Below are 23,766 nucleotides of genomic sequence, written 5' to 3'. Positions count from 1 at the left end.
GACATTACACGCCCGGCGGCCGGCGCCGGACCGGTACCGGGAGCGCCCGCGCCGCCCCGGATCAGCGGCCGGGGTCCGGCAGGTGCGGCAGCAGGGCGCCGGGCCCGGCGTAGGCGCCGCCCTGCGGTCCGCCGTCCCAGAACGGGTCGCCGCCGGGGATCTCCGCGGCGAACGCCTCGGCGTCGTCGACCGGGCGGTACCCCAGCCCGGCCTCGCCGGCGGAGAGGTCCCAGAACCTCCGGGCGTTGGCGGAGACGGCGTAGGCCGCGACGAACGTCACCCCGGGGGCGGTGACGGCGGCGCGGAAGAACCCGGCGCAGTCCCGCGGGCTGAGCCAGGTGGCCAGGTGCCGGGCCTCGGTGGGGCGCTCCTCCAGCGAGCCGATGCGCACCGCGGCCACCTGCAGGCCGAAGGCGTCGGCGTAGAGCCGGCCCAGCGCTTCGGCCGCCGCCTTGCTCACCCCGTAGAAGCCGTCCGGGCGCGGCGGGTCCGCCGCGGTCACCGTGCGGTCGACCGGGTAGTTGCCGGTGGCCCGGTTGCTGGAGGCCAGCACCACCCGGGGCACCCCCGCCCGGCGCGCCGCCTCCAGGACGTTGTGCGTCCCCTCCACGTTGGCGCGCAGCAGGTCCGGCAGCGGCGCCTCGTCGGGGATCCCGGCCAGATGCACCACCGCGTCGGCGCCGGCGAAGGCCTCGGCGAGCGCCCGCGGGTCGGCGATGTCGGCCCGGACCCAGGTCTCGTTGCCCCGGGCCCGGTACCCGGGCGGGGGCGGGAGGCGGTCCAGCAGCACCAGGTGCCCGGCGTCGCGGAGGCCCTCCCGCACCGCGGCGGCGACGCGGCCCGCGGCGCCGGTGACGACGGTCCTTCCCGGAGTTCCGGTCATGCCCGGAAGCCTATCCGGGACCGCGGTCCCGGCCGGTCTCCGGGGCCGCGGCGCTCCCGCCCCGCGCCGCGGGGGCGGCCCTTCCCCGGGCGCCCGCCGGGGCCGGTCCCGGCGGGCCGGAGAGGGCCCCGCCCGCCCCGCGCGGCGGCGGCGCGGGGCGGGCGGCGGGTCAGCGCGCCAGGCGGAGGACCCGCTCCACGATGCCCTCGCCGACGGCGGCGGTGAGGATCGACTCGGGGTGGAACTGGACCGCCCAGCGGCGCGCGGCCGGGTCCTCGATCGCCATGACCACCGGTTCGGGGCCGCCCTCGGTGACCGCGGTGACGGTATAGCCCTTGACCCGCTCCGGGGTGGTGTAGACGGAGTGGTAGCGGGCGGCCGCGAAGTCCCCGCCGGTCCCGGTGAGCAGCTCGCCGCCGACGGCCCGGACCCGGCCGGGCTTGCCGTGCACCGGCTCGTCCAGGGTGAGCAGCTCGCCGCCGGCGTGCTCGACCATGGCCTGCAGGCCGAGGCAGACGCCGAACACCGGCAGGTTGCGCTCCTCCAGGGCGTCCAGCAGGGCGCGGGTGCCGAAGTCGGAGGGCAGGCCGGGTCCGGGCGAGAGCACCACCAGGTCCGGGGCGAGCTCGTCGAGCAGGGCCTCGTCGAAGCCGTAGCGGACGGTGGTGACCTCGGCGCCGTGCCGGCGGACGTAGTCGGCGAGGGTGTTGACGAAGGAGTCCTCGTGGTCGACGAGGAGGACCTTCATCCCCGCGCCGGCCGGTTCGGCGGGGGCGGCGGGGGCGGCCGGCTCCGGCCGGCCCTCCGCGGCGGCGGCCTCCTCTTCCAGGGCGAGCGTCTCCAGCAGGGCGCGGGCCTTGAGGAAGGTCTCCTTCTCCTCGGCCTCGGGGTCGGAGTCGTAGAGCAGGGTGGCGCCGACCCGCACGGTCGCCACGCCGTCCTTGATCTGCGCGGTGCGCAGGGTCAGCCCGGTGTTCATCGAGCCGTCGAAGCCGATGAACCCGACGGCGCCGCCGTACCAGCGGCGGGGCGATCCCTCGTGCCGCTCGATGAAGCGCATCGCCCAGGTCTTGGGGGCACCGGTGACGGTGACCGCCCACATGTGGGTGAGGAAGGCGTCCAGCGCGTCGAACTCCGGGCGCAGCACCCCCTCGATGTGGTCGACGGTGTGGATCAGCCTGCTGTACATCTCGATCTGGCGGCGGCCGATCACCTTGACGCTGCCCGGTTCGCAGACCCGCGACTTGTCGTTGCGGTCCACGTCGGTGCACATGGTGAGCTCGGACTCCTCCTTGGCGGAGGTGAGCAGGGCGCGGATGTTCTCGGCGTCCTCCAGCGGGTCGGCGCCGCGCTTGATGGTGCCGGAGATCGGGCAGGTCTCCACCCGCTGCCCGCGCCCCGGCTCGCCGGTGACCCGGACGAACATCTCCGGGGAGGCGCCGACCAGGTACTCGCCCTCGCCGAGGTTGAAGAAGAACTCGTAGGGGGCGGGGTTGCGCTCGCGCAGCCGCTCGTAGAAGCGGGCCGGGGAGGCGCACGCCCCGTAGGTGCGGTGCCCGGGCACGACCTCGAACAGGTCGCCGCGGCGGAACCGCTCCTTGGCCTCGGCGACGACCGCGGCGTAGGAGCCCGGCTCGGGCTGGGCCGGGACCTCGGCGGCGACCACCGGCGGCGTGGGGCCGGTGGCGCGGGGCAGGCCGTCGGTGGAGGCCTCCGCGCCGTCCGGCCCGGGCACGGTGAACTCGTAGCCGTAGCGGACGCAGGTCTCCCGCTTGCGGTCGCGCACCACCACCGAGTCGGGCAGGTGCAGCACCAGGTCCCGGTCGCCGGGGTCGCGGTCCAGGACCTGCTCCACCGGTTCGAACTGGAACGCCAGGTCGTAGCCGAAGGCTCCGTACAGGCCGAGGTGCGGGTCGGTGTCGCAGGCGAACAGCGCGACCACCGAGCGCAGCGCGGAGAAGACGCTGGGCCGGCGGCTGCGCCGCTCCTCGGTGTAGAAGGCGGAGGGGTCCGGCTCGGGGACGGTGACGGCGACGGCCGCCCCGTCCGGCCGCCCGCCGTCCTGCAGCGGGCCGTGCTCGGCCAGGGCGCGGGCGACGGCCGGCAGCAGCACCCGGCCGCGCCCGTTCAGCGCGGTGGCGGTGACCCGGCGGCCGTGCGCGGCGATCTCCAGGCACGGGTCGACGTAGCCGAGGTGCCAGCGGCTGTACCGGCCCGGGTACTCCATGCCGGAGGAGAGGACGCCGCCGCGGCGCCCCTCCACGTCGCGGACGAGGGCCGTGAGGACCTCCGGGTCGCAGGGCTCGGAGCTGCGGCGGACGATGATCCCGCCCGCGGTGCGGAAGGCGGCGGGTCGGGCGTCGGTGCTGGAATCCACTGGGGGTCCTTTTCGCGCTGGGCCGGTCTCGGACGATGATCCGGCGGCCGCGCCGCGAACGCGAAACGACCGCCGATCGGCGGTCGCTGTGGGTAGAGCAGAACCTCGGTGCGCCGCCTAGGAGCGGCGCCACCACTGGCGGGGCGCTGGGGCACTGACCGGGGTTCGCATGCGTCGCAGTGTAGCGCGGCCGGGCGGTGCGCGGGAGCCCGCGGGGCGCGGTCGCGGGGCTCGGCATGAAAAAAGCGCCCGGCCGACTGGCGGCTGCTCGGGCGCGCGTGCTAGGTTGTACGACTTGCAAGCTGTTTCTGCGCACAACTTTTAGAGACATCCACATAGTAACCTAGGGATGGGCATGAGTCAACACCAGGCCGCAAGTCAAGCCCGCCGGCGTTCCCTGCGGGCGGAGCAGGCCTACGTGTCCGCGCTCTACGAACGCCTCGACGCCGCCCGGGCCCTGGCCGAGGAGACCCTGCGCGAGGCGGAGGCGCGCGGGGGCGGCAACGGCTACGCCGGCCTGGTGGAGCGCCAGGCCGTGGTCGACGAGCAGGCCCGGCTGGCCCGGCGGCTCGCCACCGTCGAGGAGGGGCTCTGCTTCGGCCGGATCGACCACCGCGACCTGCCCGGCACCCCCGGCGACCCGCTCTACGTCGGCCGGATCGGGCTGCGCGACGCCGACCACGAGGTGATGCTGGTGGACTGGCGCGCCCCGGCCGCCCGCCCGTTCTACGCGGCCACCCCGCAGTCGCCGGCCGGCCTGGTGCGCCGCCGCCACCTGCACACCCGCGGGCGCACCGTGGTCGGCCTGGACGACGAGGTGTTCGACCTGGACGGCCTCGACGAGGAGCAGCGCAGCGGCCTGTCCGGCGAGGCCGCGCTACTGGCGGCGCTGCGCGCCGGGCGGACCGGGCGGATGCACGACATCGTCTCCACCATCCAGGGCGAGCAGGACCGGGTGATCCGCTCCGGGCTGCAGGGGATCCTGGTGGTCCAGGGCGGCCCCGGCACCGGCAAGACCGTCGCCGCGCTGCACCGCGCGGCCTACCTGCTCTACACCCACCGCTCGGTGCTGGAGCGGCGCGGCGTGCTGGTCGTCGGCCCCAACGCGACCTTCCTGCGCTACATCTCCCAGGTGCTGCCCTCGCTCGGCGAGACCGACGTGGTGCTGACCACCGTCGGCGGCCTCTTCCCCGGGGTGCGGGCCGAGGCCCGCGACGCCCCGGAGGCCGCGGTCCCGAAGGGCTCGCTGCGGATGGCCGGGATGGTCGCGGCCGCCGTCCGGGAGCGGCAGCGGGTGCCCCGCGGCGGCCTGCGGCTCGAGGCGCAGGGCATGGACCTGGAGGTGGACGAGCGGACCTGCCGGGACATCCGGGACCGCGCCCGGGACCTGGGCATCCGGCACAACGCGGCGCGCCCGTTCTTCGTCCGGGAGATGCTCGGCGCGCTCGCCCTGGACCAGCAGCGGCGGCTGGAGGAGTCGGTGCGCGAGGCCGAGGAGGACGCGGGCCTGACCGCGGGCGCCGTGCCCGAGCTGGAGGACCCCGACGCCCCGCTGTGGACCGAGGAGGACACCGAGGTCGCGGTGGAGACCCTGTGGGGCGACGCCGCGGTGCGGGAGGCGCTGGACGCGCTCTGGCCGCACCTCTCCCCGGAGCGGCTGGTCGGGGAGCTGCTCTCCGACGCCGGCCTGATGGCCGCCGCCGCGCGCGAGGCCGCCCGGGAACCGGAGGAGGGGGTGCTGGCCGAGCACGAGTGGCGCGCCCTGCTCCGCCCGGCCGGCTCGGCCTGGACCGTGGACGACGTCCCGCTGCTGGACGAGGCCGCCGAACTGCTCGGCGAGGAGGCCGGCGAGCAGCGGGCCCGGGACCGCGCGGCCGAGCGGAGGCGGCGCGAGCGGGAGCGGTACGCCCTGGGCGTGCTGGAGATCTCCGGCCTGTTCGAGGGCGACCGGAAGGGGGCCGCGGCGGCGCTGGCCGAACGCCAGGCCGACGAGGGCCCGGCGCGGACCACGGCCGAGCGCGCCGAGTCCGACCGGTCCTGGGCCTACGGGCACGTCATCGTGGACGAGGCCCAGGAGCTGTCCGAGATGGCCTGGCGCACCGTGATGCGGCGCATCCCCACCCGCTCGCTGACCGTGGTCGGCGACACCGCCCAGACCGGCAGCCCGGCGGGCGCCTCCTCCTGGGAGGCGATGCTCGGCGGGTACGCCGGCGGGCGGCTGCACGAGGAGCGGCTGCTGGTGAACTACCGGACCCCGGTGGAGATCATGGACGTCGCGGCGGACGTGCTCAAGGAGGTCGCCCCGGACCAGGCGCCCCCGGAGTCGGTGCGCGAGGGCGGCGAGCGGCCGCGCGCGGTGCGGGTCGGGCCCGGCGCCTGGGCCGGGCTGCTGCCCGGGCTGGTCGACGCGGAGCTGCGCGCCGTCGGCGCCGCCCCGGCCCCGGCGGGCCCCGGCGGGGCGGAGGACGGCGGAGCGGAGAAGAGCGGGGCGGAGGACGGCGGAGCAGAGAGCGGTGGAGCGGAGAACGGCGGGCGGGTCGCCGTCATCGTCCCCGACGACCGGCACGCGGAGTTCGCGGCGCTACTGCCGGAGGCCGCATCGGACGCCTCCCCCGCCGTGCTCGACTCCCCGGTGGCCGTGCTGACCTGCACCCTTGCCAAGGGGCTGGAGTTCGACTCGGTGCTCATCGCCGAACCGGACCGGATCCTGGCCGGCTCGCCCCAGGGCGGCCGCGACCTCTACGTCGCGGTCACCCGCGCCACCCGCCGGCTGACCGTCCTGCACGAGCGGCCGCTGCCCGGCATGCTGTCCGGCCTGACCCGCGAGGACTGACCGGCCGGTTCCCGCCCCCGGGCGTCCGACCGGCGCCACCGGCCGGGCGCCCGCTCCCCGGGCGGCAGGACGGTGCGGGCCGCCGGCGCAGAGGGATCCTCTCCATCTTCTCCTCCGGCGGAGCGCCACCGGGCGGTACCGGCCGGCGGGCTGGGACGTTCGCCAGACCGGGGGCCGGCAGACCGGGGGTTCGGCGGGCGGTTCCGGCCGGCGGGCCGGGGCGTTCGCGGGCGGTACCGGTCGGCGGACGGAGGCGTTCGACAGACCGGGGGTCGGCGGGCCGGGGCGTTCGGCGCGATCCGCCGACCGGCCTCTCCGCCCGGCGGATCGGTGAAATGTCGGCGGCGGGGCGTAGCGTCATCACCATGTGCCGCAACATTCGCCGGCTGCACAACATGGCGCCGCCGGCCGACGAGGACGAGATCCGCGACGCCGCTCTGCAGTACGTGCGCAAGATCAGCGGCAGCACCAGGCCGTCGGCGGCCAACCGGGCGGCGTTCGACGAGGCGGTGGAGGCCGTCGCGGCCGCCACCTCGCGGCTCGTCGCCGAGCTGGTCAGCCCGGCCCCGCCGCGCTCGCGCGAGGCCGAGGCGGAGCGGGCCCGGCGCAGCGGGCTGCGCCGGGCCGGAGCGGCCGCCGCTGAATGAGCCCCCCGGGCGGCGGGAGGACGGCCCGCCGCCCGGGAGCACCCCTCCCCTCAGTCCACCCGGAACCCCTCCAGGGTGACCTGGAACGGGTCCAGGACGGGGGCCGCGCCGGGCACCCCCTCGGACACGAAGCCGAACAGGGCGCACAGCGCCGCCTCTCCGAAGGCCATCGGGTGGAAGGGCAGCCCCTCGACCGCCCCGTCCCGGTACTCCCCCGCCCACCATGGCGCCTCGAACGGGAAGGGTTCGCCCACCAGCCAGGGCCGGTGCCGGGGCGAGACGCCGACCGCGCGGAGCAGCTCGCCGTCGCGCCACACCCCGAACATCGCGGTGTCCACCGCGCTCTGCATGGTGTGCAGGTAGACGCCCTTGCGCTCGGTCTTCCACGGCGGGGCGCCGAAGTCGGCGGGCAGGTCCTGCACGACCGGGCCGCCGCAGACGATCTCCAGGCCGGGGAAGGCCCCCGCGTACACGTACTCGCCGGGCAGCACGGCGTCGGCCAGGTATCCCGGGCCGATCGATCCTCCGACGCGTCCGGGGAAGAGGTGCTCGACGAGTTCGCGCGCGGCGCCGGGCTCGGCGGCGTCCCCGGCGCGCAGCACGAACGCGGGGTCGGTGTCGCAGAAGGCGACGACGGCGGTCTTGGCTCCCATGGTTCCTCCCGAGGCGGCGATCAGACGCTGACTACGCCGGACGCTACCGATCGCGGGCGGACGGCAGCGGGTGGCGCGGCCGAGCGGTGCGGAAAGGACCGCCCTGATCACCCCGCCCGACGCGGCACCGCTCCCGGTCCGGGAATATCGTCACCGTTTCTCCCTCTGGGGGCACGGAAGCCCACCGCTACGGGCACGCCTCCGCCAGGACGCAGGACCGCGCCCCGACGGCGGGCGACGGGACCGGGCTGGCAGACCGGCCGTCCGGTCGGGCACAGCGCCCCACGAGGCAGGGGTTCAAGCCGGCGGCGACGGCGGGAGGGCATGCCGGCCAGTCGGTCCGGCGCGGGCCCCACGGAGCAAAGGCCAAAACCAGGCGCCAACGGCAGCGGTAGGAGCAGGGCGGAGGCGGTCGCCCGGGCGCGAACCCCACGGAGCGAAGGTTGAAGCGGGCGGCGAAGGCGGCGGTGGGCACCGGCCGGTCGGTCCGGCGCGGCACCTCACGGAGCGAGGCCCAGACAGGCGCCAACGGCAGAGGTAGGGACGGGGGGAAGGCGATCGCCCGGGCACAGCACCCCACGGAGTGGCGGTTCAGGCTGGCAGCGAGGGCAGGCAGGGGCACCGGCCGGCCGGTCCGGCGCGGCACCCCGCGAAGCGAAGGCCCAGACAGGCGGCGACGACAACGGTGGGGCGGGGCGAGGATGGTCGCCCGGGCGTGGCGCCCCACGGGGCGAAGGTTCAGGCGGGCAGCGACGGCGGCGATGGGCACCGGCCGGCCGGCCGGTCCGGCGCGGCAGGGCGGGGCCGGTCGGGGCGGGCCGGGCGGCGGGATCGTCGCGCCCGCGTCGCCCCGGCGCCGGGGTCGGCCTCCCTTGAAATCGCTCCCCCTCTCTGACCTGGGTGAATACGCAGGGTGATGGCGGGGTGGGGCGCCCTGCGCACCGCGAGAGCACCCCGGTGATTCCCAGGCGCGCATCCCGGCCCGGATCGGGCCCCTGGCGGCCTGATTGGCCCCGATCGGGCCGGTGATGAGGGGTTCGAGCCGCCCGCAAGGCCGCAAAGCAGGGGGCCGGAACCTGGGCAAGGGCAGCGCGGGAGCGAGATGTCGCATTCATCCCCCTACAAGGCCCCAGCTTGGCCACTCTGGGTAATCGGCGAGGGGGTTGTGGGGGGCCTGGGGGCTTACTACTCGCCGGTAGATGTAATCGGGGTGCTCTCGAGGTGCGCAGGCCGCCCTCGCCCCTACCCGTTCCCTGCCGCAAACCAGGCATATAGGGATAAGACCCCTGGCGGGCCCGGGCAGGCGGGCCGGCCCGCGCCGCCGGGGCGCTGCCCTGCCCTCCTCCGGGAGCACGCGCCGCCCCCGGTCGGTGAACGCGGCACCCCGCCCGCTCCCGCCTTCGCCGCCCGTCTGAACCCTCGCCACGTGAGGCGCCGCGCCCGGCTGGGACGCTCGACCCCGCCCCTACCGCTGCCGTCGCCGCCTGCCTGGACCTTCGCTCCGTGGGGCGCCGCGCCGGACCGACCGGCCGGTGCCCACCGCCGCCGTCGCTGCCCGTTTGAACCCCGGCCCCGTGGGGCGCTGTGTCCGGGCGACCACCTTCGCCCAGCCCCTACCGCTGCCGTCGCCGCTGTTTGAACCTTCGCTCTGCGGGGCGCCGCACCCGGGCGACCGCCTGCACCCAGCCCCTACCGCCGCCGTCGCCGCCCGCCTGCCCCTCGCCCCGTGGGGCGCCGCACTCGGGTGGGAGGCCGTCGGACACGCGGGGGAACGCCCGGTCCGCCCGCGAGACGCGAGACGCGAGGCGCTAGGGCGTGGCCTCGCGGAGGCCGGCCGCATGCCCGGTGGCCGTTGGCCCGGTGGTCGCTCAGTCGTCCGAGTCGTCCGCGCGGGAGACCAGTTCGTCGAGGTAGCAGGCGGCCTCCTGGAGGGCGCGGCCCGCGTCGCCGTCGCGGATCGCCGAGCCCAGCCGGTCGTGGTCGAGGTCGTCCTGGGTGGGCTCGATGTTGGCGCTGTGCGCGATGCTGTCGTAGACCACCGAGGCGATGTCGTCGTAGAGCTCGATCAGCAGCGGGTTGTGCGTGGCGTGCACCACCGCGCGGTGGAAGGCGAAGTCGGTCTCCACGAAGGTGCTCATGTCCTGGACGCGCCAGGCCTCGTCGCGCAGGGCCAGGGTGCGCTCGATCTCGGCCAGGTCCTCCTCGGTGCGGCGCAGCGCGGCCAGCCGGGCGGCCTCCATCTCCAGGGCGCGGCGCACCTCGAGGTTCTCCCGCAGGCGGGAGCGCTCCAAGCGGCGGCGGAGCGCACCGCCGAGCTCACTGGAGGCGCGCACGAAGGTGCCCGCGCCCTGGCGGATCTCCAGCAGACCCGCGTGGGCGAGGGCGCGGACCGCCTCCCGGACGGTGTTGCGCCCGACCTCCAGCTGGTCGGAGAGCTCCGACTCGGTGGGGATGCGGTCGCCGATTCCCCACTCGCCCGAGTCGATCTGTGCTCTGAGCTGGCTGATGACCTGGTCGACCAGGCCGGTCCGGCGCGTCGAGGCGAGGGGCACTCGCTTTACCTCCTACAGATGTCGGCCGCCGTTCGTGGCCGGCCCGGGAGAGTCGGTCAGGGTCGCAGCCTAGACCAGCCTCGGCACGGAATAGCCTCTCCCCGCGAATGCGTTACGCTGTCGATGTAGATCCTGTCATCCTATGTTTTTGGAGGGGTGTGTGGCAAGCGTCACCGGGAAGCGCTCGGAGAGCGCGAACACCGACCGCGCGGCCGGGCGCGGGCGCGGCGTCGTATGGCTCCTGGTCGCCGGTGTGGCGCTGGCCGCCATCAACCTGCGCACCGCGATCACCAGCGTCGGGCCGGTGCTCGACGAGGTGACCGCGGGCCTGGGCATGTCCTCCACCGTCGCCGGGGTGCTCACCACGCTGCCGGTGCTCTGCTTCGCCGCCTTCGGCGCGGCCACCCCGGCCCTGATCCGCCGGTTCGGCGAGCACCACGTGCTGGTCGCCGCGCTGATCGCGCTCACCGTCGGACTGGCGACCCGCCCCCTGGTCGGCGACCCGCTGCCCTTCCTCGCGCTGAGCGCCGTGGCGCTGTCCGGCGGCGCGATCGGCAACGTGCTGCTGCCCACCCTGGTCAAGGAGCACTTCCCGGACCGGGTCGGCGCCATGACCACGCTCTACACCACCTTCCTGGCGCTGGGCACCACCATCGCCGCGGCGGGCACCGTGCCGATGGTGCAGGCCACCGGGGACTGGCGCACCGCGCTCGGCGCCTTCGCCGCCTTCGGCGTGGTCGCGGTGGTGCCCTGGCTGCTGGTGCTCAAGCACGAGCCGCCGCGCAAGGACCCCTCCTCCGCGCTGTCGCTGCGCCGGGTGCTGAGCACCGGGATGGGCTGGCAGTCGGTGCTCTTCTTCGGCACCCAGTGCACGGTCGCCTACATCCTGTTCGGCTGGTACGCCCAGATGCTGCGCGACCAGGGGATGAGCGCGGGCATGGCGGGGCTGGCGCTGTCCGTGCTGACCGCGCTGGCCGTGCCCACCTCGCTGGTGCTGCCCGGCATGATGGCCCGGGCCCGGGACCACCGCGGCTTCGTGCTGTTCTTCTTCGCCTGCTACGCGGTCGGGCTGGCCGGCATCTGGTTCTGGCCGCTGCAGGGGATCTGGGTCTGGACCGTCCTGCTCGGCCTGGGCATGGGCACCTTCACCCTGGCGCTGACCTTCTTCGCGGTGCGCACCCGCACCGCGGCGGCGACCGCCGCGATGTCGGCCTCCAGCCAGAGCGTGGGCTACCTGATGGGCGGCCTGGGCCCGTTCCTCTTCGGCTTCCTGCACCAGGTGTCCGGCGGCTGGCACGCGCCGATCGCCCTGGTCGCGGTGCTGGTGACGGTGAACATGGCGGTCGGCCTGCTGCTCGGGCGGCCGCGCTGCCTGGAGGACGCGCTGGAGGCGCGCGCCGCCCGGTCCTGACGGCTCAGCCCGGCAGCCAGCCGACCTTCCCGATCAGCAGCACCGACCCGGCGAACGCCGCGATGTCGATCAGCGAGTGCGCGGCGATCAGCGGGCCGACCCGGCCCCAGCGCCGGTAGCACCAGCAGAACACCACGCCCATCACCAGGTTGCCGAAGAACATGCCCACCCCCTGGTAGAGGTGGTAGAAGGCGCGCAGCACCGCGCTGGCCGCGATGATCCGCACCGGCGACCACCCCATCTGCCCCAGCCGCAGCATGAGGTAGCCGACCACGATCACCTCCTCCAGCACCCCGTTCTTCACCGCCTGCAGGATCAGCACGGGGTACTGCCACCAGTGCTGCTCCAGCGAGCTGGGCGCCACCGTCACGGTGAGCCCCAGCCGCCAGGAGACCAGGTAGACGACGAGGCCGCCGCAGCCGATCAGCGCGGCCAGGCCGGCGCCCGAGGCCAGGTCGAAGCCGGGGCGGCGCAGGTCGAAGCCGATGGTGCGGGCCGACTCCCGGGTGCGGTGCAGCAGGTGGACCACGAGCAGCACCGGCGCCATCGCGAACACCAGCGAGTAGAGCTGCCGGGAGAGGTCCAGCCAGGGCCGCTCGGCCTCGGCGCGCGGCACCACGAGGTTGGCCGTCTGCTCGGCCAGCCCGCCCGGGGCGGTGAGCGACCCGGTGAAGGAGATCACCGCGGAGACCGCCGAGGCGCCCAGCGACAGGGCCAGGACGCAGACGACCTCCCAGCCGAGCAGCCGCGGGGTGAGCGGGGCGGGCACCGGAAGGGAGGGGGCGGGCGCGGCGGCCGGCTCCGGCCGCGGTTCCGGACCGGGCGCGGAGGTGCGCGGGGTGGTGGGCTCGGACATGCGGCCGATCATCGCACGCCCGGGCGGCCGGCCGGCCCGGGGAGGGGCCGGGCCCGCTGCGGCGGCGCCCGCGAGAGGCCCGCGGGCGCCGCCGCAGCGGAAAGGCCGCCGGATCCGCGGGTGACACGAGGACCGCGGATCCGGCGGCGGTGACGGCCGTCCCGCCGCGCCCCAGCCACGAAAGCGGGGCGGGCGGCCGCCGGGGGGAGAGGGACCGGTGCCAGTGAGCCGCTGGGCGCTCCGGTCCTCTCCTCTCCATCAACATGGTCTCAGGGCCGCCGGGCCCGCGGGTGACACGAGAACCGCGGGCCCGGCGGCGGTGACGGCCGTCCCGCCGCGCCCCAGCCACGAAAGCGGGGCGGGCGGCCGCCGGGGACGAGGAGCCGGCCTCAGTGAGCCGCTGAGAACTGGTCCTCTTCGGTGGAGCCGGTGAGAGCGGTGGTGGAGGCGTCCGGGGTGATCGCCGTGGAGATCAGGTCGAAGTAGCCGGTGCCGACCTCGCGCTGGTGCCGGGTGGCGGTGTAGCCCTTGGACTCGGCGCCGAACTCGTCCTCCTGCAGCTCGACGTAGGCGGTCATGCCGCTCTCCGCGTAGCCCTTGGCCAGGTTGAACATCGAGTAGTTCAGGCTGTGGAAGCCGGCCAGGGTGATGAACTGGAACTTGTACCCCATGTGGCCCAGCTCGCGCTGGAACTTGGCGATGGTGGCGTCGTCCAGGTGCCGCTTCCAGTTGAAGGACGGCGAGCAGTTGTAGGCGAGCATCTGGTCGGGGTACTCGGCCTTGATCCGCTCGGCGAACTGGCGGGCCACCTCCAGGTCCGGGGTGGAGGTCTCCATCCAGAGCAGGTCGGCGTGGGGCGCGTAGGCCAGGCCGCGGGCGACGCAGGCCTCCAGGCCGTTGCGGACCCGGTAGAAGCCCTCGGCGGTGCGCTCGCCGGTGACGAAGGGCCGGTCGCGCTCGTCGATGTCGCTGGTGATCAGCGTCGCCGCCTGGGCGTCGGTGCGGGCGATGACCAGCGAGGGGACGCCGGCCACGTCGGCCGCCAGGCGGGCCGAGTTCAGCGTCTTGACGTGCTGCCCGGTGGGGATGAGCACCTTGCCGCCGAGGTGGCCGCACTTCTTCTCGGAGGCCAGCTGGTCCTCCCAGTGCACGCCCGCGGCGCCGGCCGCGATCATGCCCTTCATCAGCTCGTAGGCGTTGAGGACGCCGCCGAAGCCGGCCTCGGCGTCGGCCACGATCGGGGCGAGCCAGTGCGGGGCGTTCTCGTCCCCCTCCGACCAGGTGATCTGGTCGGCGCGGAGCAGGGCGTTGTTGATCCGGCGGACCACGGCCGGGACCGAGTTGGCCGGGTAGAGGCTCTGGTCCGGGTAGGTCTGGCCGCCGAGGTTGGCGTCGGCCGCGACCTGCCAGCCGGACAGGTAGATGGCCTTCAGGCCGGCTCGGACCTGCTGCACGGCCTGGTTCCCGGTGAGGGCGCCGAGGGAGTTGACGTAGGCCTCGTCGTGCAGGAGGCTCCACAGCCGCTCCGCGCCGAGCCGGGCCAGCGTGTGCTCCTCGGTGACCGACCCGCGCAGGCGGATCACGTCCTCGGCGGAGTAGGTGCGCTCGATGCCCTTCCAGCGGGGGTCGCTCTCCCACTCCTGCTGCAGCGCCGCTGCGGCTTCCTTCTGACGGCCGCTGATGCTCATCTGGCTACCCGCCTTCTCAGTTCCCCTGGTCGTTGTACCGGCTGGAGACGTGGTCCGCAGGGCCTTCCGGCCTTGCGGGGGCCGTGTTCCCCGCCGGTGACTACGATTCTTCGCAAAGTTCCAGGGTTTTTCGAGCCGATTCCAGGTGAAGATCTTCGAATCTTTCCCTAAGATGAAGCCATGACGTACTTTGGTACTGAAGAAATCCCGTCTTTGCCGGGTGACCTGGATCTCGTCACCTTTGGCCAGCGTCTCCGGCACCTCCGCCGGAACCGCGGGATGACCCTCTCCGACCTGGGGGAGCGCGTCGGCCGGGCGCCCTCCCAGCTCTCCCTGCTGGAGAACGGGAAGCGCGAGCCGAAGCTGTCCCTGCTCACCGCGCTGGCCCAGGCGCTCGGCGTCTCGGTGGAGGAGCTGCTCTCCCGGCAGCCCCCCAGCCGCCGCGCCCAGCTGGAGATCGCCCTGGAGGAGGCCCAGCGCGACCCGGTGTACCAGGGCCTCAACCTCTCCCACCTCAAGGTGGGCAAGCGGGTCCCCAACGACGTGCTGGAGCACATCGTCGGCCTCTACGACGAGCTGAAGCGGCGCAGCGTCAAGCCCACCGCCAGCCCGGAGGAGGCCCGCCGGGCCAACGCCGACCTGCGCCGCCAGATGCGCGAGCGGGGCAACTACTTCGAGCAGATCGAGAAGGCCGCCAAGGAGACGCTGGGCGCGATCGGCTACAGCGGCGGGGCGCTCTCCCAGGGGCAGATCCTGGCCATCGTCACCCACCACGGCTTCACCCTGCGCTACGTGCAGGACCTGCCGCGCTCGGTGCGCTCGGTCACCGACACCCGCAACCGCCGGCTCTACCTCAAGCGCGAGTCCCTGGGCATGCACAGCCCGCGCACGATCCTGCTGCAGACGCTCGGCCACTTCGTGCTCGGCCACGACCACCCGCGCGACTTCGCCGACTTCCTCCGCCAGCGGGTGGAGGCCAACTACTTCGCCGCGGCCGTGCTGATGCCCGAGGAGCCCGCGGTGGCCTATCTGCAGGAGGCCAAGAAGGCCCGGGACCTGTCGGTGGAGGACCTGCGGGACGTCTTCTCGGTCTCCTACGAGATGGCCGCGCACCGGTTCACCAACCTGGCCTTCCGCCACCTGGACCTGGTCTGCCACTTCATCCGCAACGACGAGACCGGCATCATCTACAAGGCCTACGAGAACGACGGCCTGGTCTTCCCCACCGACGAGAGCGGCGCCATCGAGGGCCAGCGGATGTGCCGGTACTGGTCCGGCCGGCAGGTGTTCGCCTCCCCCGACCGGTACTCGCTGTACTACCAGTACACCGACAAGCCCAACGGGACGCACTGGTGCGTGGCGCACGTCGACCCCAGCCGGGAGCGGAACTTCGCCATCACCCTCGGCGTGCCCTACAAGGAGTCGCGCTGGTTCCGCGGCCGGGAGACCACCAACCGCACCAAGTCCAACTGCCCGAACGGGGAGTGCTGCGTGCGGCCGCCGGGCGAGCTGGCCGCCCGCTGGGAGGGGAACGTCTGGCCGTCGGCCCGCGCCCACTCGCACGTGCTGTCCGCGCTGCCCTCGGGCACCTTCCCCGGCGTCGACGAGACCGATGTCTACACCTTCCTGGAGCGGCACGAGGCCGAGTAGCCGCACCGGCGCGGGGCGGGCGGGGACGGGCGCACCGCCCCGCCCCGCGCCTGGCGCGCCCCGGCGCAGCGGCGGGATACTCGGCGCATGGACGCCCAGCCGCCGACCGCCTCCGCCGAGACCGCCGCCCGGGTCCCGCACCCGGCGATCCGCCGGCACGTGCCGCTCTACCGCGGCTACCGCTACTCCGCCGGCGGCGCGGTGTGGCGCCGGGAGCCGCCCGCCGGAGCGGTCACGGTCATCGTCAACCTGGGCGGGCGGTTCACCGCCGGCTGGCTCGGCTCCCCCGGGCCGGCCTTCGAGGTCGCCCCGGCCTCCTCGTTCATCGCCGGGATGCACGACCGCGCCGCCTACACCCTGGACTCCGGCGAGCAGTTCGGGGTGGAGTTCGAGCCGACCCCGCTCGGCGCCTACGCCCTGTTCGGGCTGCCGCTGCGCGAGCTGTCCGGGGAGATCGTCGCCCTGGAGGAGGTGCTCGGGCCCGGGGCGCGCGGGCTGGTGGAGCGGATGGCCGCGGCACCCGGCTGGGCCGAGCGGTTCGACCTGCTCGACGCCGCCCTGCTGGGGCGGGCCCGGGAGCCGGCCGCGGTGCACCCGATGGTGGCCCGCGCCTGGGAGGTGCTGGCCGCCTCGCGCGGCCGCGCCACCGTCGCCGAGCTGTCCCGGGAGACCGGCTACAGCCGCCGCCACCTCAGCGCCCGCTTCCACGAGCAGCTGGGCCTGGCGCCCAAGGCCGCCGCCCGGGTGCTGCGCTTCCGGGCCGCGCTCGGCCTGGTCCTGTCCGGCAGGGCGCTCGCCGAGGCCGCCGCCGAGTCCGGCTACCACGACCAGGCCCACCTCACCCGGGACTGGCGGGACCTCGCCGGCTGCACCCCCGCGGAGCTGCGCGGCGAGATGCTGGCCGGGTTCGCCGCGCCCGCCGCCGCCCCGCGGTGAAGCGGTTCCCATACCTACAAGACCCCGCGGCTCCCCCCGCCTAGGGTCTCCCCGACGCCCCTCCGCGGACGGGCGGGGGGCCGCTGAGAGCGAGGGGAGAAACCATGGCCGACGTGGAGAAGGCCGACCGGCCGGCGGTGTTCCCGGTGCTGCGCTACCGGGAGGCGGACAAGGCGATCCGCTTCCTGACCGAGGCGTTCGGCTTCGAGGCCGAGGTGCGCCACCCGCCCGAGGGGGAGTTCGTCGCACACGCCGAGCTGCGCCTGGGCCGGGGCGTGGTGATGGTGGGCTCCGAGCGCGGGCCGGACGCCGGGCCGACGGCGGTCCCGGCCGCGCCGCAGCTGCTGTACGTGGCGGTGGAGGACCCCGACGCGCACTGCGCCCGGGCGCGCGCCGCCGGCGCGGAGATCGTCGCCGAGCCCGCGGACATGGGCTACGGGGCCCGGGAGTACGCCGCCCGGGACCCGGAGGGCAGCGTGTGGACCTTCGGCACCGACTGGCGGGACTCCGCCGGGGCGCAGGGGTAGCGCCCGGCCCCGCGGAGGGGCCGGGAGGACGGGGCGGGGGCGCCCGCACGCGCGGCCGCCGGTGTGGACGGCGCCGCGGACCCGCGCGCCGGCGCGGCGGGGCGGTCGCGCCCCGCCGCGCCGGTTCCGCCTCCCCACCGGGGCGGGCGCCGCGGCGCCCGCCCCCTTCCTGTGCCCCGAACCCGCGTGTTACCGTTGGTAACACCTTGGCGGGGCGGTCCTCGGCGCGCCGATCCGCCTCCCCTCCCCGGAGCCCGACGCATTCCTCCTCCCGGTGCCCGCCGGGACGATCGAAGGACGTGTGAAGATGACCGATTCCGGCGCCGCCGGCGCACCCGCGTTCAGCCTGGAGCTCAGCGAGGACATCCGCGAGGTCCGGGACTGGGTCCACGGGTTCGCCCGCGACGTCGTCCGCCCGGCCGCCGCCGAGTGGGACGAGCGCGAAGAGACCCCCTGGCCGATCCTGCAGGAGGCGGCCAAGATCGGCCTGTACTCCCTCGACTTCTTCGCCAACCAGTGGCTGGAGCCCAGCGGCGTGGGCATCCCGGTCGCCTTCGAGGAGCTGTACTGGGGCGACCCGGGGATCGCGCTGGCCCTGACCGGGACCGGCCTGGCCGCCGTCTCGGTGGCCGCCAACGGCACCCAGGAGCAGCTGTTCGAATGGGTGCCGCAGATGTTCGGCACCGCCGACGACATCAAGCTCGGCGCGTTCTGCTCCTCCGAGCCCGACGCGGGCAGCGACGTCTCCGCCATCCGCACCCGCGCCGTCTACGACCAGGCCTCCGACGAGTGGGTGCTCAACGGCACCAAGACCTGGGCCACCAACGGCGGCATCGCCGACGTGCACGTGGTGGTCGCCTCGGTCGACCCCGAACTGGGCTCGCGCGGCCAGGCCAGCTTCATCGTCCCGCCGAACACCCCCGGGCTGTCCCAGGGGCAGAAGTTCGCCAAGCACGGCATCCGCGCCTCGCACACCGCCGAGGTGGTGCTGGAGGACGTCCGCGTCCCCGGCGGCTGCCTGCTGGGCGGCAAGGAGAAGCTGGACGAGCGGCTGGCCCGCGCCCGCGAGGGCCGGCGCTCCGGGGGCCAGGCCGCGATGAAGACCTTCGAGGCCTCCCGCCCCACCGTCGGGGCGATGGCGGTCGGCTGCGCCCGCGCCGCCTACGAGTACGCCCGCGACTACGCGGCCCAGCGCGAGCAGTTCGGCCGCCCCATCGCCGAGAACCAGGCGGTCGCCTTCACCCTGGCCGACATGGCCACCCGGATCGACGCCTCCCGGCTGCTGGTCTGGCGCGCCGCCTGGATGGCCCGCAACGACAAGGACTTCGCCCAGGCCGAGGGGTCGATGAGCAAGCTCTTCGCCAGCGAGACCGCGACCTGGGTGACCCAGAACGCCGTCCGCATCCTCGGCGGCAACGGCTACACCCGCGAATACCCGGTGGAGCGCTGGCACCGCGACGCCACCATCTTCACCATCTTCGAGGGCGCGAGCGAGATCCAGCGCCTGATCATCGGCCGCGCCGTCACGGGCCTGCCGGTGAAGTGAGCGTTCCGCTGGTGGGAACGGGAGGAGGGGGCCGCGGCCCCCTCCTTTCCCTTTGCTCCCTTCGCCCGGCGATCCGGCGCCCGGCCTCAGACCGGGGCGCCGTCCAGGTCGTCCAGGAAGAGCAGCCGGGTGCTGCCGGGGACCTCCCCGCCCTTGCGGTGCGCCTCCTCCGGCTGCGGTGAGGGGAAGTGCGCGCGGACCCGCTCCGCGTCGTCGAAGCCGAGCAGCACCACGGCCCCGTCCGGCTCGTCGGCGTCCCGCGCGACCAGCAGGGTGCTCAGCCCCAGCCCGGCGCGGCGCTCGGCCAGCGAGTCGAACGCCGCGCGCCGGCGCCCGTATCCGGTGAACCGCCGGCGGATCAGCAGGTACGGCATGAGGGGGCTCCATCCGTGCTCGGAACGGTGCGGGCGGCGCCCGTTCCATCCCGCCCTCGGGAGCCCCCGCCGCCGGGGCTTCTCCCCGGCCCGCCCGGCGGCCAGGCGCGTGACCTGGGCGGAAGGCGGTCCGGAGCGGCCGGGGCGGGAGCGGGGCGGAAAGCGCCGCGGAAAGGGCGGTTGAGCCGATGTGTAACGAAGTGGTATCGATGGGGGATGCGCGTCGACGACATCCGCGCGGACGGGGGTCCGGCAGCACCGCGGCCCGTGTCCGGCGGCCCCGCTCCTCCGTCCGCCGCCCCCGCGCCGCCGCGGCCCTCGACCGCCTGGATCGACTTCGCCCGGGTGTGCGCCATGGGCGCCGTGGTGCTGGTGCACGCGGTGGCGCCGCTGGTGACCGCCTCGCACACCGACCTCGGGACGGCCCCCTGGTGGGCGGCGAACACGCTGGACGCCGCGGCGCGCTGGTGCGTCCCGGTGTTCGTGATGATCAGCGGCGCGCTGCTGCTGGCCCCCAAGCCGGAGGCGCCGCGGGAGTTCTACCGCAAGCGGTGGGCGCGCATCGGCCTGCCGCTGGTCGCCTGGACCGCCGCCTACCTGCTCTGGGAGGTCTGGCGGAACGGGATGGACGCCGAGACCGCCTGGCGGCAGGCGGCCTCCGGCGCGCCCAGCGTCCACCTGTACTTCCTGTACGTCATCGCCGGGCTCTACCTGCTCACCCCGTTCCTGCGCACGGTGGTGGCGCACACCCCCCGGTCCGGGCTGTGGTGGTTCGCCGGAACGGCCACCGCGCTGGGCGTCGCCGACCAGGCGCTCAGCCTGGTGGACGGGGCCGGCGGGGCCACCGCCGCCACCCGGTTCCTCCCGTTCCTCGGCTACTACCTGCTGGGATGGCTGCTGCACACCGCCGCCCCGGGGGCGCGCACCGCGCGCCCGGCCGCCGCGGTGCTGCTCGTCGGCACCGCCGCGACCGCCGGGGCCGCCTGGGCCCTCGCCGACTCCGCCGGGGCCTGGGAGGCCGGATCCGCCTACGTCTACGACTACCTCTCCCCCACCGTGCTGCCGAGCTCGGTCGGCGCGTTCCTGGTGCTGCGCGCGGCCGGGCTGCGCCTGGCCCGCGCGCAGGGGCGGGCCGCCGGGGCGGTGCGGCGCGCGGTCGGCCGGATCTCCGCGCTGAGCTTCGGCGTCTACCTGGTGCACGTGATGGTCCTGTACGAGCTGCGCGGCCTGCTCGGCGCCCCGGACGGCTGGCAGGCGGTGGGCGCCGCGCTCGGCTACGCGGCCGCCGCGGCGCTGCTCAGCCTCGCCGCGGTGGCGGTGGTCCGCCGGATCCCCGGGGCGCGGGCGCTGCTGATCTGAACCGCTCCGGGCGCCGCCCGCCCGGGGCCGGTGCGGAGCCCGGTCCGGGGGGCGGCGCCCTCAGCTCCGCTTGAAGGCGACGCCGGAGTGCTCCCAGAGCTTCTTGTCCGGCAGCGGGACCGGCGGCACGTCGCCGTTGCGCCAGGTGGGGCAGTCCACCGGCATCGGCGGCACCGACCCGTCGGAGGCGGGCGAGACCAGCTCCAGGCCGTCGAAGGCCTCGGCGCACTCCTCCGGCGAGCGGACCCGGCCCCAGTCCATCCCGGAGTCGTGGCACTGCTCAGTGAAGGTGCGGGCGAAGTCCCCGTCGTCGGAGCAGAGGTGGGAGTAGACCAGCGCCGAGCCGGCGGGGAGCCGCTCGAAGTACCGCCGGACCAGGCCGAACGGGTCGTCCTCGTCGCGGATGCAGTGCAGCAGGCTGACCAGCATGACGCAGACCGGCTCGGTGAAGTCGATCAGGTCCTGCGTGTCCGGCTCGGAGAGCACCTGGTCGACGTCGCGCAGGTCCGCGGTGATCACCGTGGTCTGCGGCGAATCGGCGAGGATCGCGCGGCCGTGCGCCAGGACGATCGGGTCGATGTCGACGTAGACCACGGCGGCGTCCGGGATCGCCCGCTGCGCGACCTGGTGGGTGTTCTCCACCGTCGGCAGCCCGGAGCCGAGGTCGATGAACTGGCGGACGCCCTGCTCGGCGACGTAGCGGACGCCCCGGGAGAGGAAGCCGCGGTTGTCCTTGGAGAGCTGGACGGTGCCGGGGTTCAGCTCCTCCAGGGCGGCGGCCGCCTCCCGGTCGGCCTGGAAGTTGTCCTTCCCCCCGAGGAGGGCGTCGTAGGTCCGGGCCACCGTGGGCACGGACATGTCCAGCTGCGGCATGGCGGAAACGGTCCAGTCCGTTCCTTTCGCGGAGCGCTCGCTCACGTTCGACTCCCGGTCTGATCGGTGCGGAGGGTGCAGGGGGTACTGCCAGGAGGAGAGGGGCCGCCATCGTACATCGACGGAGGGTAGCGGGGCGGGTGCTTCGGGACATCGCCCGGCGCCGCCGGCCGGGGCCGGCCCGGGCGTGCTTTCCGAGGGGGATTCCTACCCGGTGGGGCCGGGTGCGCAACCGCCCGGATTCGGACGGGTTCCGCGCCGCACCCCGGACGCACGCCGGAGGGGGCGGAGGTTCCTCCAGGGGCGCTCCGGCGTCAGGCGTCCAGGTAGGCCAGGACCGCGCGGACCCTGCGGTGCCCGCCGTCGTCGGGGGCCAGGCCGAGCTTGGCGAAGATGTTGCCGACGTGCTTGTGCACGGCCCGCTCGGTGACCACCAGCCGGGCCGCGATCTCGGTGTTGCCCATCCCCTGGGCCATCAGCTCCAGCACTTCCCGCTCGCGCGGGGTCAGCCCGCCCAGCGGGTCGGAGCGGCGGGTGAGCAGCTGGGAGACGACCTCCGGATCCAGCGCGGTGCCGCCGGCGGCCACCCGGCGCAGCGCGTCCAGGAAGTCGTCCACCCGCGCCACCCTGTCCTTGAGCAGGTAGCCCACTCCGCCCGCCCCGTCGGAGAGCAGGTCGCGGGCGTAGACCCGCTCCACGTACTGGGAGAAGACCAGGACCGGCAGGGCCGGGACGATCCTCCTGGCGGCCAGGGCCGCGTGCACGCCCTCGTCGGTGAAGGACGGGGGCAGCCGCACGTCGACCACGGCCGCGTCGGGCCGGTGCTCGGCCACCGCCGCCAGGAACGACTCCGCGTCCCCGGTCACCGCCGCCACCTCCAGCCCCGAGGAGGTGAGCAGCAGCTCCAGTCCTTCCGCGAGGATCGCGCTGTCCTCGACGATCACCACCCGCACCGCTGCCCTGCCCTCCACGTCCCGCCCGTCACCCGCCACCACCCTCAACCGAGCCCCTCCAGGGCGCCGCCCGGGCCGCCCGCCGCTCCGCTCCCGCCGGAGGCGGGGGCGCGGAGGCGACCGTACCGCGTCCGGGCCGGCCGCGGGGCCGGGCGCGGCCCGCCCCGACCCCGGATCCGTCCTGGATCCGCCCCGGCCCCGGAGCCGCCCCGGTTCCGGAACCGCCCCGGTTCCGGGGCCCCGCGGTCACTCGCCGCACGGCAGCACCGCCTCCACCCGGGTGGGTCCGCCGGGCGGGCTGGACACCGCGAGCCCGCCGTCGAGCGCGGCCACCCGGCGGCGCATCCCGCCGATGCCGCTGCCGCCGCCCTCGTCCGCGCCGCCCCGGCCGTCGTCGGTGACCCGGACCCGCAGCCTTGCGCCGTCCCGGGCGACCTCCACCGCGGCCGCGGAGGCCCCGGCGTGCTTGGCGATGTTGGTCAGCGACTCCGCGACGACGAAGTAGGCGGTCGCCTCCACCGCGGCGGGCAGCCCGGCCAGGTCCGCGCCGCCCGGGTCGCCGATGTCGAGGCGGACCGGGACGGCGCCGTCCGCGGCCAGAGCGGAGAGCGCCCCGGCCAGGCCCCGGTCGGCCAGCACCGGCGGGTAGATGGTGCGCACCACGGCGCGCAGCTCGGTCATGGCCTCCTCGGCGCCGGCCTGCGCCTGCTCCAGCAGGCGCGCCGCCGCCTCCGGGTCCCGGCCGAGCGTCCGCTGCGCCAGGCCGAGCCGCATCGCCAGCGCGACCAGCCGCGCCTGGGTCCCGTCGTGCAGGTCGCGCTCGATCCGGCGGAGTTCGGCGGCGTGCGCGTGCACCGCCCCGGCGCGGGTCTCGGTCAGCTCCTCGACCCGCTCCTCCAGCTCCTCGGCGGCCGACGGGGTGAGCAGGGCGCGCACCGCCCGCGCGTGCAGCCGGGCCGGCCAGGGCGCGGCCCACAGCAGCCAGCCGAGCACGGCGAACTGGACGGCGCCCGGGCCCAGCGCGGTCGGCCAGGAGGTGGCCGGGACGCCCAGCAGGGTCAGCGGCTCATCGGCGGGGAGGACCCACCACAGCAGCATCTGCACCACCGTGAGCGGGGTGCCGATGAGGGCCGCCAGCCCGATGAGGCCGACCGGGACGCCGATGCCGATCTGGACGAAGACCCAGGCCAGGTCGCGCCTGGTGCGCGGGGCGAGCAGGGCGGCGCGGAACCGGGCCGGACCCGGCCCGGCGGGCAGGGCGGGGCGGTGCGGCGCGGGGGCCTCCTCGCCGAGGAACCGCGCGATCCGGCGGCGCTCCAGGTCGGCCCAGTCGCGCAGCCGGTCCAGTGCGAACGGGACGGTGACCAGGCCCGCGCCGGCCAGCAGCACGGACACCGCGGCCAGCAGCAGGAGCGGCGGCACCAGCAGGGTGGCCAGCGCCGAGCCGAGGGTGGTGCACAGGTAGAGAGCGGACCGCACGCCGGCGCGCACCGGGCCGGCGAGGGCTCCGCCCGCGGGCGCACGCCCCGGACGGGTGGTTTTCAGGGCCATGGGCACGATTGTCGCCCACTCCCGGGGCCGTGTCGGTGTAGCGGGCTCCACTCTCCGCCGCCGATCGCCGGAAAGGGCGCCGGCCGCGGTCGGCGCC

At 75.4% G+C, this 23,766-nt stretch carries 18 protein-coding genes; 8 read left to right on the top strand and 10 right to left on the bottom strand.

From position 1 onward, the window contains the following. Positions 1-61: 61 nt before the first annotated feature. Both D459_RS0102095 and D459_RS0102090 read right to left on the bottom strand, forming a co-directional pair. Positions 62-883 carry an NAD-dependent epimerase/dehydratase family protein gene (locus tag D459_RS0102095; RefSeq protein ID WP_017591332.1) on the bottom strand — a complete coding sequence of 274 codons (822 nt, stop codon included), beginning with the start codon at positions 881-883 and terminating at the stop codon, positions 62-64. Positions 884-1,052: 169 nt separating this feature from the next. Further along, entirely contained in the window at positions 1,053-3,260 is a 2,208-nt protein-coding gene (locus tag D459_RS0102090; RefSeq protein ID WP_017591331.1) for an anthranilate synthase component I, read from the bottom strand. 355 nt (positions 3,261-3,615) lie between these two features. On the opposite strand from D459_RS0102090, the gene D459_RS0102085 reads away from it, so the two are divergent. Together D459_RS0102085 and D459_RS30410 are read left to right on the top strand one after the other, a co-directional pair. Continuing rightward, complete coding sequence (locus D459_RS0102085) at positions 3,616-6,093, top strand: HelD family protein (RefSeq protein ID WP_051065298.1); 2,478 nt, start codon at positions 3,616-3,618, stop codon at positions 6,091-6,093. Between the two features lie 365 nt (positions 6,094-6,458). Beyond that, entirely contained in the window at positions 6,459-6,740 is a 282-nt protein-coding gene (locus tag D459_RS30410; protein WP_040708888.1) for a DUF2277 domain-containing protein, read from the top strand. Positions 6,741-6,790: 50 nt separating this feature from the next. On the opposite strand, the gene D459_RS0102075 is transcribed toward D459_RS30410, so the two are convergent. Beyond that, a complete protein-coding gene (locus D459_RS0102075; RefSeq protein WP_017591328.1) occupies positions 6,791-7,393 on the bottom strand; it encodes a DUF6928 family protein in 603 nt (200 codons plus the stop codon). 1,868 nt (positions 7,394-9,261) lie between these two features. Next, on the bottom strand, positions 9,262-9,945 hold the full coding sequence (locus D459_RS0102070; RefSeq protein WP_017591327.1) for a FadR/GntR family transcriptional regulator: 684 nt from the start codon (positions 9,943-9,945) through the stop codon (positions 9,262-9,264). Positions 9,946-10,105: 160 nt separating this feature from the next. Between D459_RS0102070 and D459_RS0102065 the strand changes: the two genes are divergently transcribed. Continuing rightward, positions 10,106-11,356: a CynX/NimT family MFS transporter gene (locus D459_RS0102065; protein WP_017591326.1), complete on the top strand. Its 1,251-nt coding sequence runs from the start codon at positions 10,106-10,108 to the stop codon at positions 11,354-11,356. Positions 11,357-11,360: 4 nt separating this feature from the next. On the opposite strand, the gene D459_RS0102060 is transcribed toward D459_RS0102065, so the two are convergent. After that, positions 11,361-12,212, bottom strand: a complete 852-nt coding sequence (locus tag D459_RS0102060) for a CPBP family intramembrane glutamic endopeptidase (RefSeq protein ID WP_017591325.1) — start codon at positions 12,210-12,212, stop codon at positions 11,361-11,363. 389 nt (positions 12,213-12,601) lie between these two features. Beyond that, complete coding sequence (gene aceA / locus D459_RS0102055) at positions 12,602-13,900, bottom strand: isocitrate lyase (protein ID WP_017591324.1); 1,299 nt, start codon at positions 13,898-13,900, stop codon at positions 12,602-12,604. Between the two features lie 213 nt (positions 13,901-14,113). On the opposite strand from aceA, the gene D459_RS0102050 reads away from it, so the two are divergent. The 4 genes from D459_RS0102050 to D459_RS0102035 all read left to right on the top strand — a co-directional run bounded on the left by D459_RS0102050 (position 14,114) and on the right by D459_RS0102035 (position 18,559). After that, positions 14,114-15,550 carry a helix-turn-helix transcriptional regulator gene (locus D459_RS0102050; protein WP_026119974.1) on the top strand — a complete coding sequence of 479 codons (1,437 nt, stop codon included), beginning with the start codon at positions 14,114-14,116 and terminating at the stop codon, positions 15,548-15,550. A gap of 87 nt (positions 15,551-15,637) precedes the next feature. After that, entirely contained in the window at positions 15,638-16,486 is an 849-nt protein-coding gene (locus D459_RS30405) for a helix-turn-helix domain-containing protein (protein ID WP_017591322.1), read from the top strand. Between the two features lie 104 nt (positions 16,487-16,590). Continuing rightward, positions 16,591-17,013, top strand: coding sequence for a VOC family protein (locus tag D459_RS0102040; protein WP_017591321.1), 423 nt, complete (start codon positions 16,591-16,593; stop codon positions 17,011-17,013). Positions 17,014-17,320: 307 nt separating this feature from the next. Beyond that, on the top strand, positions 17,321-18,559 hold the full coding sequence (locus D459_RS0102035) for an acyl-CoA dehydrogenase family protein (protein ID WP_017591320.1): 1,239 nt from the start codon (positions 17,321-17,323) through the stop codon (positions 18,557-18,559). An 86-nt stretch (positions 18,560-18,645) separates the two neighbouring features. On the opposite strand, the gene D459_RS0102030 is transcribed toward D459_RS0102035, so the two are convergent. After that, positions 18,646-18,933, bottom strand: a complete 288-nt coding sequence (locus tag D459_RS0102030) for a hypothetical protein (protein ID WP_017591319.1) — start codon at positions 18,931-18,933, stop codon at positions 18,646-18,648. A 216-nt stretch (positions 18,934-19,149) separates the two neighbouring features. On the opposite strand from D459_RS0102030, the gene D459_RS0102025 reads away from it, so the two are divergent. After that, a complete protein-coding gene (locus D459_RS0102025) occupies positions 19,150-20,292 on the top strand; it encodes an acyltransferase (protein WP_017591318.1) in 1,143 nt (380 codons plus the stop codon). 60 nt (positions 20,293-20,352) lie between these two features. On the opposite strand, the gene D459_RS0102020 is transcribed toward D459_RS0102025, so the two are convergent. The 3 genes from D459_RS0102020 to D459_RS0102010 form a co-directional block, all read right to left on the bottom strand. Beyond that, on the bottom strand, positions 20,353-21,165 hold the full coding sequence (locus D459_RS0102020) for an SAM-dependent methyltransferase (protein WP_017591317.1): 813 nt from the start codon (positions 21,163-21,165) through the stop codon (positions 20,353-20,355). Between the two features lie 314 nt (positions 21,166-21,479). After that, a complete protein-coding gene (locus D459_RS0102015; protein ID WP_017591316.1) occupies positions 21,480-22,118 on the bottom strand; it encodes a response regulator transcription factor in 639 nt (212 codons plus the stop codon). 246 nt (positions 22,119-22,364) lie between these two features. After that, the gene (locus D459_RS0102010) at positions 22,365-23,669 is read right to left on the bottom strand and encodes a sensor histidine kinase (RefSeq protein ID WP_081620407.1); all 1,305 of its coding nucleotides are present in this window, start codon (positions 23,667-23,669) and stop codon (positions 22,365-22,367) included. Positions 23,670-23,766: the final 97 nt, after the last annotated feature.

Origin of the sequence: Nocardiopsis potens DSM 45234, from assembly GCF_000341105.1 — a bacterium.
Taxonomy (GTDB): domain Bacteria; phylum Actinomycetota; class Actinomycetes; order Streptosporangiales; family Streptosporangiaceae; genus Nocardiopsis_A; species Nocardiopsis_A potens.
The sequence above is the reverse complement of the archived record's forward strand: the minus strand, read 5'-3'. Positions and strand labels throughout refer to the sequence as shown.